The organism is Rhizobium altiplani (assembly GCF_001542405.1).
Classification (GTDB): Bacteria; Pseudomonadota; Alphaproteobacteria; order Rhizobiales; family Rhizobiaceae; genus Rhizobium; species Rhizobium altiplani.
In genome coordinates, this window is sequence record NZ_LNCD01000134.1 from 45522 (window position 1) to 59692 (window position 14171).

Consider the following 14171-nt stretch of genomic DNA (forward strand, 5'->3'; position numbering starts at 1 on the left):
CCGCGATAGACGGCAGGTCTCCGGAGGTAAAACAGGGCAAGTCGATAACAGGCAAAACAGGGATAAACCGATGGCACGCTTTGAAATGCACAATGCTGAAATGGCCACCATGGGTGGCGAGAACAACGCCGACATCTTCTGCGAAATGGGTCTGATGTATGCGACCGGCCGCGGCTGCGCTGTCGATCTGGTCGCCGCTCACAAGTGGCTGAACATCGCAGCGATCAAAGGCAACGACCGCGCCGCCGAGCTTCGGGCTGACGTTGCAGCAGGCATGGACAAGATGCAGATCGTGGAAGCGCTGCGCGCTGCCCGCGAATGGATGACGATCCACTGAGAACCGTTTGCCCGCAAAGGCGCGGGCAAGATCGACAACAACCACAAAAGGGGGCTGGCGCGGTGCTCGGACGCGCCAATGCCAGGACATCAACCGCGACCGGCAGGAACAAGGCTGGCGCGGTTCCTTGCGTTTAACCCAATGTCTTGAGTACCTGCGGCAGGGCTTCCTCGAGAAGCGCCATGTCAGCTTCCGGTCCAACGCTGACGCGGATGCAGCGGTTGAGCGGGGCAACGCCGGGCATGCGAATGAAGACGCCGTGCTGCATCAGGCCATCGACAATGGCACGGGCGTAGGTGCCGTCACGTCCGGCGTCGATCGCAACGAAATTTGTGGCGGAGGCGAGCGGAACGAGGTTGTTGGCCTTGGCGATGGCGGCGATCCGGTCGCGCGCGCCGTGGATGCTGGCCACGACCTCGGCGAGATAGGCTTGGTCCTTGAGTGCCGCCAGTGCAGCGATCGTGGCCAGTCGATTCATGCCGAAATGATTGCGGATCTTGTCGAATGCGCGCGCCGTACCTGATGTCGAGATGACATAGCCGACCCTGGCGCCCGCCAGGCCATAGGCTTTCGAGAAGGTGCGCGTGCGCACAACATTCGGCAAGTCGATCAGCGCGCTGATGGGGGGCAGCGATCCCGCCGGGCCGGTTTCGCTGTAGGCCTCGTCGAGAATGAGCATCGTGGTTTCCGGTAGCGCACGGGCAAAGGCGACGACACTGTCGGCACCCCACCAGCTTCCCATCGGATTGTCCGGATTGGCGAAATAGACCAGCGGCGCGTTCTCGCGTTTGACGGCTGCGAGGAGACCGTCGAGATCTTCGCGATCGCTGGCATAGGGCACGGTCACGAGCCGCCCGCCGAAGCCGGCAACGTGGAAATTGAACGTTGGATAGCCGCCGAGCGATGTCACGACGGGTGCGCCCGGCTCAATGACGAGCCGTACGATCTGGCCGAGCAGTTCGTCGATGCCGCCCCCTATCGCGATGGAGTCGATTCCGACGCCCAGATGGTTGGCAAGTGCTTCCCTGAGCTCGTAGTTTTCAGGATCGTTGTACTTCCATATCTCGCCAGCCTGGACGCGCATGGCTGCGAGTACGGATGGGGCAGGGCCAAAGCCATTCTCGTTGGCGCCGATACGCGCCTTGACCTGAAGGCCGCGCTGACGCTCGATTGCTTCTGGGCCGACGAACGGAACGGTGGAGGGAAGGGCGTTAGCAAGCGGCGTGAAGCGCGAGAAGGCGGACATGCTGGGGCAATTTCCTGGATGCTGTGAAAATTCGGACCGACAATAGGCCCCGCTGCCGCCAAGGCAAGAAACATTATTCCCAGGTATTCACGATTTACATCCGCACGATTCCGCGGGCTTCGATCGCTTCCATGTTGCCAATCATGAAGTCGGCGCGCAAAACGCGGCGCAGCACGTCGGGTTCGATCGTATTGATGAAGCGGACGCCGATACGTTCGTTGTTGCGATAGGTTTCCGCACAACCGATCCGATAGGCAAGGCCGAGAATGTTAAGGTAGTAGTGCTTTGGCAGGCCCGCGGTGGATGACACGACAAACGTAGCGCCACCCTGCGAGATATCGACGATCTCCGCACTCCGGACGGAGATGCCGGTAAGACAGGGCCGAACCGCAACGATCCGGGCGGGGCGCCTTACGTTGAATTTTTCCCAGCGCGTCTCGTAAACCGCGGATTTCACGGTTGCAAGGTGTGTGGCACGAAGCATCGACATTCCGCGTTTCCCTGAACCAAGGTAATCCCGGTCCTCTTCAATTGAAGCCTCACACGAATGCCTTGCACAATTGTGAACGAGGAAAATACAATTTTAGCGATGCGGCCATTTCCGCCCGCTCGGCCAGCTGGGGCGAACATCTTCTCGCGTCGAGTAGCGAATGGATCGCCGGACCGTAGTTGTCGCGAAATGTCATCGAACTCTTTGTCGATTTGCACGTTTGCCTAATTGTCGGCGGCGCACAGCGCTTCAAAATTGCAGAGCGAGGAAATCACAATGGTTGATGTCAGAGTTCCGTCGAAGTCGTGGGTCGTCGTTTGCGATGGTGCCAAGGCATTGATCCTGCGGAACGCAGGCGGTGCGGAATTGATGAACCTCAAGGTTGAAGAAACCCTGAGTCAGCCCAACGAACCGGACCGCGAAATAGGCGCAGACAAACCGGGTCGAACGCACGCGGCCGATGGGCAGAGTGCCAGCGCCGTTGAGCAGACGGACTGGCACGAGCAGGCCGAGGCAGAGTTCCTGAAGCTGGTAGCCGCAAAGATGGAGGTGCTTGTGCGTGAAAAAAACACGCGTCGCATCATTTTGGTTGCGCCGCCAAAGGCGCTCGGTACGCTGCGAGCCAACCTATCGGCCGATGTTCAGGCTGCAGTTTCGGCTGAGGTGCCGAAGGATTACATTAATCTGCCGGTCGACCAAATAGAGCGGCACCTAGCTTCTTGACGCAACCTCCTACGGCCGCGGCGCACCGCCACCAGGGAAGCGGCGGTTTCGCAGACAAGATGCAAGAGCAATACATCGAGGCTAAGATTCGAAATTCAGCCTTAAGACGTGATGCAGGAATTCTGGGTTGATCAGCATGTTGAAGCTGATCGTCACGAGGTCGCCCTCGCGCTTGACCACCGTCGAGCCGATCTCGTCGTGGATGCCGAGGATTTCGAGGAAGAAGTGGTTCGGGACCTCGAGGCTCGGATTGACCTCCAGCACCGCGCCGGCAAGCGTGATCGTGCGGATCAGGCAGCGGACCTGCGTTCCCGTGCTGAGGTGATGCCCGACGAAGATGATCTTTCCGGGGCGGTCGAGCGAAAACTCCCGGTAAGCCTGCTCGGGCTGCTCTGTGTCGAGGTGCATCTGAAAGGCCATGGTAGCCTCCGCTTGTTCTACGCTTCGAGATTAGCGCAAGATTGCTGACAACTTCTGAATGATCTCCCTACAATCCGAAGCTTATGCCTGTCTGGAGATCAAAATGGCTCGTTATTAGACAGGGATGGGCCTCCTTGGCATCGCTTGACAGTTCGCCGCCGTTCAAGCATATCGAACTTGGCTCGAGGCGCCTGCCGCTCGCGGACGACAAGTCCATGGTGAAGTACTCGATAGGATCAGTCGCAGCCAATTGGTGCATGCTGACTGCAGGCAATGCGAGCACCCTTGTACAGGTCGAAATGGCATGCCTTCCGAAAGGCTGAATCCGTGACCACCGCATATCCGACAATCGAAGAATTGAAATCGCAAGCCAAGCGCCTCCGCCAGGCCATGGAAGCGCGCGGCACCGCGATCTCTCATAGTGCCGCGCTGGAACTCATTGCCCAGCAGCATGGCGTGCGTGATTGGAACACGCTTTCCGCACTCGCCACCCGGCCGAACGAGGAACCGATCGCCGCCATCTCCGTAGGCTCCCTGGTGCGCGGCCGCTATTTGAACCAGCCGTTCACCGGCAAGGTCCTGGCGCTTGCCGCTCAACCGGGCGGCGGGCTCCACAAGATCACCATCCACTTCGACGAACCGGTGGATGTCGTGACCTTCGAGAGCTTCTCCGCCTTCCGGCAGCGCATCAACGCGCAGGTCGACAGCAATGGCGTATCTCCGCGCAAGACCTCGAACGGCGTCCCACATCTCGTGCTCGAGATTTAAGTGGCCACTTAGTGTGCGCAGTGTTGGCGGCAGTTGATGGAGGATTGGACCATCAACACGCTGCCGCGCTGTCAGGCTATTTCCCGATCGTGATTTCGCCTACGCCTTCAGCAGCCATTCGTGCTCTGGCTGGTTGTGGAACTTCCATACCCGCTTCGGGCCGGCCATGACGTTGAGATAGTAGAGATCATAGCCGTGGACGGTGGCGCACGGGTGGTAACCCTTCGGCACCAGCGTCACGTCGCCATTCTCCACCGCCATCGCCTCATCGAGCGACCGATCATCGGTATAGACGCGTTGGAAGGCGAAGCCCTGCGGCGGGTTCATGCGGTGGTAATAGGTCTCCTCCAGCAGGCTCTCGTTCGGCAGATTGTCCTGATCATGCTTGTGAGAAGGGTAGGAGGATGTATTGCCGTTCGGCGTGATGACCTCGACGACCAGCAGCGAATGAGCGGAGTTGTCGTCCTCGGGCATGATGTTGGTCACGAGGCGAACATTCGAGCCCTTGCCGCGCTGGAATTGCGGGTGCACGCCGGGCGGGATGAGCTTCGCCTTGTAATCGCCGCCGCCAGGCGCCGAGCAGACGGCAAGTTCGAGATCGGTTTCCGCCGTCACCGACCAGCTTGTGCCAGCCGGAACATAGAGCGAGTGCGGCGCACCCTCGAATGGGCTCATGCGCCCGCCGACCGAACCGAAATCCTCTCCAGCGGCGGTCGCCTTGCCTTTGCCGGCCACCCAGACGAGGCAGACTTCACGGTCGCTTGAGGCGCCGGAGACGGTCTCACCCGGCTTCAGCCGATGCATGTCGAAGCCGACATAAGTCCAGCCGGCGGTGTCGGGCGTGACGTGGGTGACGCGACCGCTGTCACCCTTGGGCTTTACGAGAAGGTTCGGCATGAACGTATGTCCTTCATTCCACATCAATGCGCTTCAACGGGCGTGTTATCCCTTCGGGAAGCCTTCGGTTTCCACCGTGTAGCCAGCGGCCGTCATCACCCGCATCAGTTCGGCGTGACCGATCTCCGCCATCTTCTGCGGCGGCGCCTTGCGCGGATCCTGTTCTGCCTCGACGACGAACCATCCCTCATACCCGTAACCGGCGAACCGCTTGACAATGGCGCCGAAATCAAGCGAGCCATCGCCGGGTACCGTGAAGGCGCCGAGCGCTACCGCATCGAGGAATGACTGCTTCCTGCGGTCGAGCCCGTCGACAACGGCTTCGCGGATGTCCTTGACGTGGACGTGGTTGATGCGGGCGTGGTGGTTATCGATGGCGCGCAAGACGTCGCCGCCGGCGAAAGCCAGGTGCCCGGCGTCGAGCAGAAGGGGAATGCCTTCGCCCGAATTGCGCATGAAGGCATCGAGCTCCGGCTCGGTCTCGACGACGGCCGCCATGTGGTGGTGATAGGAAAGCGGCATGCCCTGCTCGGCGCACCATTCGCCAAACTGCGTGACCTTGCGGGCATAAGCCTTCATCTCGTCGTCGGAGAGGCGCGGCTTGGTGGCAAGCGGCTTGGAGCGGTCCCCCTGAATTGAACGGCCAACCTCGCCATAGACGATGCAAGGCGCGTTGACGGCTTTGAACAGCTCGATCATCGGCGCAATGCGCTCCTTGTTGGCGGAAAGGTCCTCGTCGACAAGCGTGCCGGAGAACCAGCCGCCGCAGAGCGTCACGTCGGCGGCGCGCAGGATCGGCAGCATCTCGGCCGGATTGTTCGGAAAGCGGCGGCCCTGTTCCATGCCGGTGAAGCCGGCGCTGCGCGACTGGCGCAGGCATTCTTCCAGGGATACGTCGTCGCTGAGCTCAGGAAGATCGTCGTTCCACCAGGCGATCGGCGACATGCCAAGTTTGGCCTTCATCAATAGTCTCCTCAAAGGCATTGCTGGAAGAGCGGGACCGCTCTTCCGAAAATTAAAACAGCCGGTTAGGCGATACGCTGGTCGGCGCGCGCCTTGACGTAAGCCGCATGCGCCTTGTTGACCTGTTCACGCGGGCTGACTTCAGGGACAGCAACATCCCACCAATAGCCCCCAGCTTCCGTCGTGATCAGCGGATCGGTGTCGATGACGAAAACCGATGTACGGTCATTCTTTTTCGCGTCGGCGATGGCCTTTTCAAGCTCGGCGATCGACTCAACCTTGACCGCAATCGCGCCCATGCTCTCGGCGTGCGCCCGGAAGTCGATCTCGGGCATGACTTCGTAGTGAGCGTCCTTCAGCAGGTTGTTGAAGTTCGCGCCGCCGGTCGCCATCTGCAGCCGGTTGATGCAGCCGTAGCCGCGGTTGTCGAGCAGGACGATGTTGAGCTTCAGGCCGAGCATGACCGACGTCGCGAGCTCGGAATTCAGCATCATGTAGGAGCCGTCGCCGACGAGGACGAAGACTTCCTTTTCGGGATGCGCCATCTTGGCGCCGAGCCCGCCGGCAATCTCGTAGCCCATGCAGGAAAAGCCGTATTCCATGTGATAGCTGCCAGGTGCTGTCGCCGGCCATAGCTTGTGCATCTCACCCGGCAGACCGCCGGCGGCGCAAAGGCCGATTGCCCTTTCGAGGTCGATCGTGCGCGTAACGGCGCCGATCACCTGGGCGTCGGAGGGCAGGGCGGCATTGGTGCTCGCCATCGCCTTGGCGGCCGCCTCCACCCAGACCTTCTTTTCCCGTTCGGCCTTCTCCGCCAGCGCGGTCGGTGCTTTCCAGCCTGCGAGCCCACTTGAGATTGCCTTCAGCCCTTCACGGGCGTCAGCCACCAATGTCTGGCCGTCGTGCTTTGCGGCATCGTAGGCGGCAATGTTCACGCCGAGAATTTTCAGCTTCTCATTCTGAAACAGTGCCCAGGAGCCGGTCGTGAAATCCTGGCAGCGCGTGCCGACTGCGATGATCAGATCTGTTTCCGTTGCAATCGCATTGGCCGCCGATGTCCCTGTGACGCCGACCGAGCCAAGCGCCAGCGGATGCCTCTCGTCGATCGCCGACTTTCCGGCCTGCGTCACGACAACGGGAATTCGATGTTCCTCGGCAAATGCCGTCAGTTCCTTGGTTGCTTGGGAGTAAAGCACGCCACCGCCGGCGATAATGACCGGCTTCTCGGATTTCTTGATGAGAGCGATAGCGTTCGCCAACTCATCGGCATCCGGGCGCGGACGGCGCATGGTCCAGACGCGCTCCTGGAAGAAGCTCTCGGGATAATCAAAGGCTTCCGCCTGCACGTCCTGGCACAATGACAGCGTGACGGGGCCGCAATCATAGGGATCGGTCAGCACCTGCATGGCGCGCTTCAGCGCCGAGATGATCTGCTCAGGGCGTGTGATGCGGTCGAAATAGCGGGAGACCGGACGGAAAGCATCGTTGGCCGAAACCGTTCCGTCGCCAAAATCCTCGATCTGCTGCAGCACCGGATCCGGTACACGGTTGGCAAAGACGTCGCCCGGCAGGAAGAGAACCGGAATGCGGTTAACGTGGGCGACACCGGCGGCCGTCACCATGTTGAGTGCACCGGGGCCGATCGAGGTGGTGCAGGCCATGAAGCGTTGGCGGAAATTCGCCTTGGCATAGGCGATCGCCGCATGGGCCATGCCCTGTTCGTTATGGGCGCGATAGGTCGGCAAATCGCCACGCACTTGGTATAGGGCCTCGCCGATGCCGGCGACGTTGCCGTGCCCGAAGATCGCCCAGACGCCGCCGAAGATCGGCACCTTCTTCCCGTCGACCTCAGTCATCTGCTTCTTGAGAAAATGCGCAACGGCCTGCGCCATCGTCAATCGTACAGTCTTGCCCATGGGGCACCTCCCAAATGCTCTAATTAATGTAGGCCGCGGGTTTTCAACCAGGCCTCGGTCAATTGGCGGAAGCGTCCGGCCATGTCTGCGATCGCTTCTTCATCATTCAACTTGCCGGAAAGCCAGCCGCGGGCTGCCTCGGCAAAAATCGTGCGGCCGACGGCGAATCCCTTCACGGAAGGAGCTGCCAGCGTCGCCTCGAAGCCTTTCACCAGCTCGTTGGCCGGCGCTTCAAGGCCGAGCAACACGATGCCGCGGCACCAGGGGTCGTTCTTGGCGATCACGGCATCGATTTTCTTCCAGGCGGCCGTCGAAGCTTGAGGCTCGAGCTTCCACCAATCCGGTTTGATGCCGAGCGCATAGAGCTCTTCCAGCGCCGTCGAGATCGTATCATCGGTCAGCGGTCCGTTCTTGCTTGCGATGATTTCGACGAGCAATTCGCGGCCAACCTTGCGGGCGGCTTCAAAGAGCGTCCGCAGCTTTTCCTGCTGCTCGGTCTTCAGGGCTGCCGGATCGTCCGGATGGTAGAAGCACAGGCATTTGATGCAATGATCGAGAGGCCATTCCACAAGCTGCGAGCCGATGTCCTGGCTGAACTCGAAGCGAAGCGGTTTGGAACCCGGCAATTCCACCGGGCGACCGATCCATGCGAAGTTCTTGGTTGCCGCATCGAAGAAGGCGTCGCGTCCGAAGCGCTCGTCGATCAGCATGCCGTAACCGTTGCGGCCATCCGCGACACGGGCGGCGGCTTCTACCGCAAGGCGCTTGAAGGCGACGATCTTCTTGTAATCTACGCCGAGTTCGTCGCAGACGCTGGTGAGCTGCGACCGGTGGTCGATGGCAAGCGCCATGAGAAGCGGAATGTCGCCCTTGCGCGTCGAGGCCCAGTGAATGTGATTGATCGCTTCGTCCTTGCGCAGCGCGCGATGCTTGCTGCCGTGCTTCAGAAAGAAGTCGAGCTCCGCCCAGGTCGGATACTCAGGCGAGCAGAGCAGGCGGGAGACGGCGAAGGCGCCGCAGGCGTTGGCCCAGGTGGCGCAGGTCTTCAGCGGCTCGTTCTTCAGCCAGCCGCGCAGCAGGCCTGACATGAAGGCGTCGCCGGCGCCGAGCACGTTGAACACCTCGATGGGGAAGCCTTCGCCGACGATGCCGTCTTCCAGATTGTCGCTGATCGGACCGTCATAGACGATGCAACCCATCGCACCGCGCTTGAGAACGATCGTTGCCGGCGACAGGCGGCGAATTTCCTTGAGTGCGCCAAGGACGTCGTCGGCGCCTGACGCAATCAGGATTTCCTCTTCCGTTCCGACAATCAGGTCGCAGTCTGGAAGCGTTTCCTTCATCTTGGAGGAGACACGGTCCGACTTCACATAGCGCTCAAAGCCCTCGGCATGGCCTGCGAGGCCCCAGAGATTCGGCCGATAGTCGATGTCGAAGATTACCTTTCGGCCATTGGCCTTGGCGATGCGGATGGCCTTGCGCTGTGCGGCTTCCGTGTTCGGCCGGGAAAAATGCGTGCCCGACACCAGCACGGCGCACGACGACTTGATGAAGCTTTCGTCGATATCACCTTCATCGAGCGCCATGTCGGCACAGTCCGCGCGATAGAAGATCATCGGCGATACGCCTTCGGCTTCGACGGCGAGGAGCACCAGCGCCGTCAGGCGCTCCTTGTCGGTCTTGATGCCTTTCGTCTCGACCCCTTCGCGCGCAGATTGCTCAATGATGAACCGGCCCATCTGCTCGTCGCCGACGCGGGTAATCAGGCCCGACTTGAGCCCGAGACGGGCTGTCCCGATGGCAATGTTCGCAGGGCAACCGCCGACAGACTTGGCAAAAGAACCGATATCCTCAAGGCGCGAGCCGATCTGTTGCCCATAGAGGTCGACCGAGGAACGCCCGATCGTGATCACGTCAAGCGACGGTTCTAACTGCGAGCCCGGGTTCGGTTGTGCCATGATGTCCTCCCGCTAGATTTTGGCTACGGCATGACGCCTGCTGATTGCGAGCAATGAAACATCGGTTCCGTATTGTTGTCAATTCGGAATGTTTGTTCCATTTTTTATTTAGTCGATTTTGCGTGGGCTCGCTTGCGCCGCCGCTCGGCGATCGCCACCGGAATTGCCATTGTCAGGGCCATCGAAGCGGAAAGCGAGCGGAAGCCGGCAAAGTCTGCCTCCGCCACCTCGAACCAGCAGGTGGCGCGGGCGGCGAGGGGCGAAAAGGCCGAATCGGTGATGGCAACGACAGGCACGCCACGATCCGCCAACGCTTCCGCCTGGCTGAGGCTGTCGGCGGCATAGGGAGAGAAGCTCGCTGCGATTGCTGCATCCTTCCCCGTCGCGAACTGCACCATTTCCGGGTCGACGCCATTTGGCGATGCGACGATCTGGTGCCGAATGTTCAGCTTCGAGAAGGCGTAGGTCATATGCGCCGTCAGCGGATAGGAGCGTCGCTTGGCGATCAGGTAAATCGTCTCGGCAGCCGCGAGGATATCGACTGCCTTGGTAAAGGTATCCGTCTGGACGGTAGCCGCCAGCCTGTTGACCGATTGGCTCGCAGCCGAAATGAAACCCGAAAGCAGGTTGGCGTCCTCGTCCTCGCCGCTTGCCTGCTCCAGCGTCACCAGTCGCTCTTCATATGTCAGCGTTCGGTCACGCAGGCGTTCGCGAAAGATGCTCTGCAGGTCGGAAAAGCCCTCGTAGCCAAGATGATGGGCCAGACGCACCAGGGTCGACGGTTGCACGTCGGATGCCGCGGCGATGCTTGCCGTCGTGCCGAAGGCGATTTCGTCCGGGTTGCCGAGTGCGAAAGCTGCGACCTGCGCAAGCCGCTTCGGCATGTTTGCTTTCCGTTCGATGATGATGCTGCGCAGGCTCTCGAAGTCGCGAGGAACCCTGGCGGGTGTTTTGCTGTCACTGTCCATGCGCGCTGTCCATTGAACGAAATAAACATTCCATATTTATGAGCATAGATGATTTTCATTCGGGAGCCCAATTGTTTTTATTCTATTGAAATCCAAGTGTTTTGAACAGTTTTTGGAGCCGGGGCGGCAAAAGTGCGCGAGAAAGGCGGCTTGTCAAAATGATCTAAATATTCCAAAAATCCGCCCGACATCTGGAGGAGATACAATGAAAGCACTGGGAATCGGCCTGATCGGCACTGGCTATATGGGCAAGTGCCACGCACTCGCATGGAATGCGGTCAAGACCGTATTCGGCGACGTCGAACGCCCGCGCCTGGTCCATCTGGCCGAAGCCAATGCCGAGCTTGCCGAGAAGCGCGCCTCCGAGTTCGGCTTCGAAAAGGCAACCGCCGATTGGCGCAGGCTGATCGCCGATCCCGAAGTTGATGTCGTTTCCATCACCACGCCGAACCAGTTCCACGCCGAGATGGCGATTGCCGCGCTCGAAGCGGGGAAGCACGTCTGGTGCGAAAAGCCGATGGCACCGGCTTATGCCGATGCCGAACGCATGCTGGAGACGGCAAGGGCCTCGGGCAAGATCGCCGTTCTCGGCTACAATTATATCCAGAACCCCATCATCCGGCATATCAAGGCACTGATCGAGGAGGGGGCGATCGGTGCGGTCAATCACATCCGCGTCGAGATGGACGAGGACTTCATGGCCGATCCCGATGTCTTCTTCTATTGGAAGAGCGAGCTTTCCGCCGGCTACGGCGCGCTTGATGATTTCGCCGTGCACCCGCTGTCGCTGCTCTGGTATCTGTTCGGTCACGTTGAGGCTGTCATCACCGACATGGTAAAGCCCTACGCCAGCCGGCCGTTGAAGGAAGGCGGTCGCCGCGATGTCGAGAATCACGATGCGGCCAATGTCCTGATGCGACTTGGCGGTGGGATCTCTGCGGTGCTGATGGCAAACCGCGCCGCTTGGGGGCGGAAAGGGCGAATCGCGCTGCAGATCTTCGGCTCGAATGGCGCCATCACTTACGATCAAGAGCGCATGAACGAATTCGAACTCTATCAGGCCGAAGGGCGCGGCTCGGAGCAGGGCTTCCGCAAGATACTCGCCGGCCCGGCACATCTGCCCTACGATCGCTTCATCCCGGCGCCTGGCCACGGGCTCGGCTTCAACGACTTGAAAATCATCGAATGCCGCGAACTGATCCGCGCAATTTCCGGTGAGCCGTCGTCGATCGTGACATTCGAAGACGGTCTTAGGATAGAGAAGTCCGTTCACGCCATGGCACAGTCATTCCACGAGCGCCGCTGGATCGAGATCGATTAAGGTCTGTCCGCTTCCGGTTGACGGCGCTGGAGGCAGGGGATACCCCTTTTCTGGAACGCGCGGCTGCATGCTGGGAGTGAAAACGTGACGGACAGACTGGTGATCATCGGCGCGGGGCAGGCGGGCTTTGCATTGGCCGCGAAACTGCGTGCGCTCAAGGATATGCGCCCAATCACCATCATCGGTGCGGAAGACGCGCTGCCCTACCAGCGGCCGCCACTCACGAAGAAGTACCTGCTTGGCGAGATGAGTTTCGATCGACTGCTGTTCCGGCCGGAACACTGGTACCCCGACAACAATGTCGAGATCAGGCTTTCCACCTGGGCGGAGCAGATCGTTCGCGACAAGAAACAGGTCCTGCTGCAGGACGGTTCCTCGCTCGACTATGGCACCCTGGCGCTGACCACCGGCTCGACGCCGCGCGCGCTGCCGGCGTCAATCGGCGGAGATCTTGAAGGTGTCTATGTGGCGCGCGACAAGCGCGACGCCGACCTGCTTGCCGATGAAATGCGTCCGGGTCGCCGGGTCCTTATCATTGGCGGCGGCTATATTGGACTTGAGGCGGCGGCCGTTGCCCGCCACCGCGGTCTCGAGGTTACCGTGATCGAGATGGCTGACCGAATCCTGCAGCGCGTCGCTGCCAGGGAGACGGCCGACATCATGCGGGTGATTCATGAGACACATGACGTTGTCATCCGGGAGAAGACCGGGCTCAAGCATCTTGTCGGCCATGAAGGCAGGGTTGTCGCTGCCGAACTCTCCGACGGGTCCACGATCGAGGTCGATTTCGTCATTGTCGGCATCGGCGTCGTCCCGAACGATCAACTCGCCAAGGAGGCGGGTCTCGAGGTCGCCAACGGAATTATCGTGGATGAATTCGCCCGCACGTCCGATCCGTCGATTTTTGCCGCGGGTGACTGTGCGGCCCTGCCGTGGCAAGGCGGACGCATCCGTCTCGAATCGGTGCAGAACGCCGTCGACCAGGCAGAAGCCGTCGCCGCCATCATCGCCGGCGGCAACGAAGCATACGATCCCAAGCCTTGGTTCTGGTCGGATCAGTATGACGTGAAGCTGCAGATCGCCGGCTTCAACATGGGCTATGACGATACAGTCCTGCGTCCAGGCTCGCGCGACGGCGCCCACTCGATCTGGTATTTCAAGAATGGGGCATTCATCGCCGTGGATGCCATCAATGACGCCAGGGCCTACGTCAGCGGCAAGAAGATGCTGGAATCCGGGATCAATCCCGACAGGGCGATCATTGCGGACGCATCTACCGATCTCAAGCAACTGCTGAGCTGAGGCCGGCGGCCTCGGCATCAGGTGAAAAAGCCGAAAAAGCGCTTGCGTCACCTGTCGAATGACTCTATCAGGCTCCCACCGGAGAGGTGGCCGAGTGGTCGAAGGCGCTCCCCTGCTAAGGGAGTATACGTCAAAAGCGTATCGAGGGTTCGAATCCCTTCCTCTCCGCCACCATGATCATTGTCCGACCCGGACACATAGGTCACAATCGGTACCTAAGACATCGGTGACAACCTCGTGCCGAACGGGTTGTCGATTGTTTGCAATGTCCTCTGTTCGAGGTCGATATATCCGAGATCATAGCGCGGGAAGCTGACGAGCCAAATGCCGTCGTCGACTTCTTGAGGCCGAGCTTCTGGCCGGCCATGACGGTTGAGATGTTGATCTTCTTGCGATGGATGCACAGACGGCCGCAATTGGTGACGATGGCATCGCGGTCGTGGAAGGGGTAGCTGATCTCGGGCAGCCCTTCATAGGTGCCGACCGAGGTCTGGTAGACTTCGGCCGGCACCTTCATCGACAGGGCCTCGTGCGGTCTTTCCGTGTTGAATTCGCTGATGAATGCGTCGAAGCGCATCTGCTGCTGCAGGATATTGCGTCCCGGCGGGCGGGTGGCTTCCTTCTTCAGCGTCAGATGCATGCGCTCATGGCGGCCGTTCTCCTGCGGATGGCCGGGGCGGATGCGCTCGAAGACGATGCCGAGCCTCAGCCACCAGACCGACAGCTTCGAGAGATTGTAGAGCCCGTTCGGGCTGGCGAAGGGCAGGCCGTTGTCGGAGCGGATGGCAAGCGGCAATCCGCGTTCGGCAAACACCCGCGCGAAGGCATCGAAGACGCCGCGTTCACGGGTCGTCTCGAAGGC

The 14171-nt window shown here is 60.4% G+C and carries 14 protein-coding genes, 1 tRNA gene and 1 pseudogene; 7 read left to right on the forward strand and 9 right to left on the reverse strand.

Going from position 1 to position 14171, the window contains the following annotated elements; genetic code table 11:
• The first annotated feature begins 70 nt into the window (after nucleotides 1–70).
• Entirely contained in the window at nucleotides 71–337 is a 267-nt protein-coding gene (locus AS026_RS32540; RefSeq protein WP_018857454.1) for a sel1 repeat family protein, read from the forward strand.
• 133 nt (nucleotides 338–470) lie between these two features.
• Here AS026_RS32540 and AS026_RS32545 read toward each other — a convergent pair whose 3' ends face one another.
• Together AS026_RS32545 and AS026_RS32550 are read right to left on the reverse strand one after the other, a co-directional pair.
• Entirely contained in the window at nucleotides 471–1583 is a 1113-nt protein-coding gene (locus tag AS026_RS32545; protein ID WP_062374629.1) for a pyridoxal phosphate-dependent aminotransferase, read from the reverse strand.
• Between the two features lie 94 nt (nucleotides 1584–1677).
• Nucleotides 1678–2073 (reverse strand): hypothetical protein, encoded by a 396-nt coding sequence (locus tag AS026_RS32550; protein WP_018116335.1) that lies wholly within the window; start codon nucleotides 2071–2073, stop codon nucleotides 1678–1680.
• 276 nt (nucleotides 2074–2349) lie between these two features.
• Between AS026_RS32550 and AS026_RS32555 the strand changes: the two genes are divergently transcribed.
• Complete coding sequence (locus AS026_RS32555; protein ID WP_062374632.1) at nucleotides 2350–2796, forward strand: baeRF12 domain-containing protein; 447 nt, start codon at nucleotides 2350–2352, stop codon at nucleotides 2794–2796.
• Between the two features lie 81 nt (nucleotides 2797–2877).
• On the opposite strand, the gene AS026_RS32560 is transcribed toward AS026_RS32555, so the two are convergent.
• On the reverse strand, nucleotides 2878–3204 hold the full coding sequence (locus tag AS026_RS32560) for a hypothetical protein (protein ID WP_062374651.1): 327 nt from the start codon (nucleotides 3202–3204) through the stop codon (nucleotides 2878–2880).
• A 146-nt stretch (nucleotides 3205–3350) separates the two neighbouring features.
• On the opposite strand from AS026_RS32560, the gene AS026_RS32565 reads away from it, so the two are divergent.
• Together AS026_RS32565 and AS026_RS32570 are read left to right on the forward strand one after the other, a co-directional pair.
• On the forward strand, nucleotides 3351–3539 hold the full coding sequence (locus AS026_RS32565) for a hypothetical protein (protein WP_018857450.1): 189 nt from the start codon (nucleotides 3351–3353) through the stop codon (nucleotides 3537–3539).
• 4 nt (nucleotides 3540–3543) lie between these two features.
• Nucleotides 3544–3984: a glyoxalase superfamily protein gene (locus AS026_RS32570; protein ID WP_025659877.1), complete on the forward strand. Its 441-nt coding sequence runs from the start codon at nucleotides 3544–3546 to the stop codon at nucleotides 3982–3984.
• Between the two features lie 99 nt (nucleotides 3985–4083).
• Here AS026_RS32570 and iolB read toward each other — a convergent pair whose 3' ends face one another.
• From iolB to AS026_RS32595, 5 genes are all read right to left on the reverse strand, one after another.
• Entirely contained in the window at nucleotides 4084–4881 is a 798-nt protein-coding gene (iolB, locus tag AS026_RS32575; RefSeq protein WP_062374654.1) for a 5-deoxy-glucuronate isomerase, read from the reverse strand.
• 45 nt (nucleotides 4882–4926) lie between these two features.
• Complete coding sequence (iolE, locus tag AS026_RS32580; RefSeq protein ID WP_062374635.1) at nucleotides 4927–5844, reverse strand: myo-inosose-2 dehydratase; 918 nt, start codon at nucleotides 5842–5844, stop codon at nucleotides 4927–4929.
• A gap of 65 nt (nucleotides 5845–5909) precedes the next feature.
• Nucleotides 5910–7760 carry a 3D-(3,5/4)-trihydroxycyclohexane-1,2-dione acylhydrolase (decyclizing) gene (gene iolD, locus AS026_RS32585; protein ID WP_062374638.1) on the reverse strand — a complete coding sequence of 617 codons (1851 nt, stop codon included), beginning with the start codon at nucleotides 7758–7760 and terminating at the stop codon, nucleotides 5910–5912.
• A gap of 23 nt (nucleotides 7761–7783) precedes the next feature.
• Entirely contained in the window at nucleotides 7784–9718 is a 1935-nt protein-coding gene (locus tag AS026_RS32590) for a bifunctional 5-dehydro-2-deoxygluconokinase/5-dehydro-2-deoxyphosphogluconate aldolase (protein WP_062374641.1), read from the reverse strand.
• Nucleotides 9719–9822: 104 nt separating this feature from the next.
• Nucleotides 9823–10686: a MurR/RpiR family transcriptional regulator gene (locus AS026_RS32595; RefSeq protein WP_018857444.1), complete on the reverse strand. Its 864-nt coding sequence runs from the start codon at nucleotides 10684–10686 to the stop codon at nucleotides 9823–9825.
• A 205-nt stretch (nucleotides 10687–10891) separates the two neighbouring features.
• Here AS026_RS32595 and AS026_RS32600 point away from each other — a divergent pair, with 205 nt between their 5' ends.
• The 3 genes from AS026_RS32600 (at nucleotide 10892) to AS026_RS32610 (ending at nucleotide 13480) form a co-directional block, all read left to right on the forward strand.
• On the forward strand, nucleotides 10892–12007 hold the full coding sequence (locus tag AS026_RS32600; RefSeq protein ID WP_062374644.1) for a Gfo/Idh/MocA family protein: 1116 nt from the start codon (nucleotides 10892–10894) through the stop codon (nucleotides 12005–12007).
• 84 nt (nucleotides 12008–12091) lie between these two features.
• Nucleotides 12092–13309: an NAD(P)/FAD-dependent oxidoreductase gene (locus tag AS026_RS32605; protein ID WP_062374646.1), complete on the forward strand. Its 1218-nt coding sequence runs from the start codon at nucleotides 12092–12094 to the stop codon at nucleotides 13307–13309.
• Nucleotides 13310–13389: 80 nt separating this feature from the next.
• Nucleotides 13390–13480: transfer RNA gene (locus tag AS026_RS32610), tRNA-Ser, on the forward strand.
• Between the two features lie 44 nt (nucleotides 13481–13524).
• Here AS026_RS32610 and AS026_RS32615 read toward each other — a convergent pair.
• Nucleotides 13525–14171, reverse strand: a pseudogene (locus AS026_RS32615) (integrase core domain-containing protein); the annotation flags it as partial.

Bases quoted from the DNA above. Each gene is read 5' to 3' on its own strand.
- AS026_RS32540 (WP_018857454.1), top strand. From the start codon at position 71: ATGGCACGCTTTGAAATGCACAATGCTGAAATGGCCACCATGGGTGGC.
- AS026_RS32545 (WP_062374629.1), bottom strand. From the start codon at position 1,583: ATGTCCGCCTTCTCGCGCTTCACGCCGCTTGCTAACGCCCTTCCCTCC.
- AS026_RS32550 (WP_018116335.1), bottom strand. From the start codon at position 2,073: ATGTCGATGCTTCGTGCCACACACCTTGCAACCGTGAAATCCGCGGTT.
- AS026_RS32555 (WP_062374632.1), top strand. From the start codon at position 2,350: ATGGTTGATGTCAGAGTTCCGTCGAAGTCGTGGGTCGTCGTTTGCGAT.
- AS026_RS32560 (WP_062374651.1), bottom strand. From the start codon at position 3,204: ATGCACCTCGACACAGAGCAGCCCGAGCAGGCTTACCGGGAGTTTTCG.
- iolB (WP_062374654.1), bottom strand. From the start codon at position 4,881: ATGCCGAACCTTCTCGTAAAGCCCAAGGGTGACAGCGGTCGCGTCACC.
- iolE (WP_062374635.1), bottom strand. From the start codon at position 5,844: ATGAAGGCCAAACTTGGCATGTCGCCGATCGCCTGGTGGAACGACGAT.
- iolD (WP_062374638.1), bottom strand. From the start codon at position 7,760: ATGGGCAAGACTGTACGATTGACGATGGCGCAGGCCGTTGCGCATTTT.
- AS026_RS32590 (WP_062374641.1), bottom strand. From the start codon at position 9,718: ATGGCACAACCGAACCCGGGCTCGCAGTTAGAACCGTCGCTTGACGTG.
- AS026_RS32595 (WP_018857444.1), bottom strand. From the start codon at position 10,686: ATGGACAGTGACAGCAAAACACCCGCCAGGGTTCCTCGCGACTTCGAG.
- AS026_RS32600 (WP_062374644.1), top strand. From the start codon at position 10,892: ATGAAAGCACTGGGAATCGGCCTGATCGGCACTGGCTATATGGGCAAG.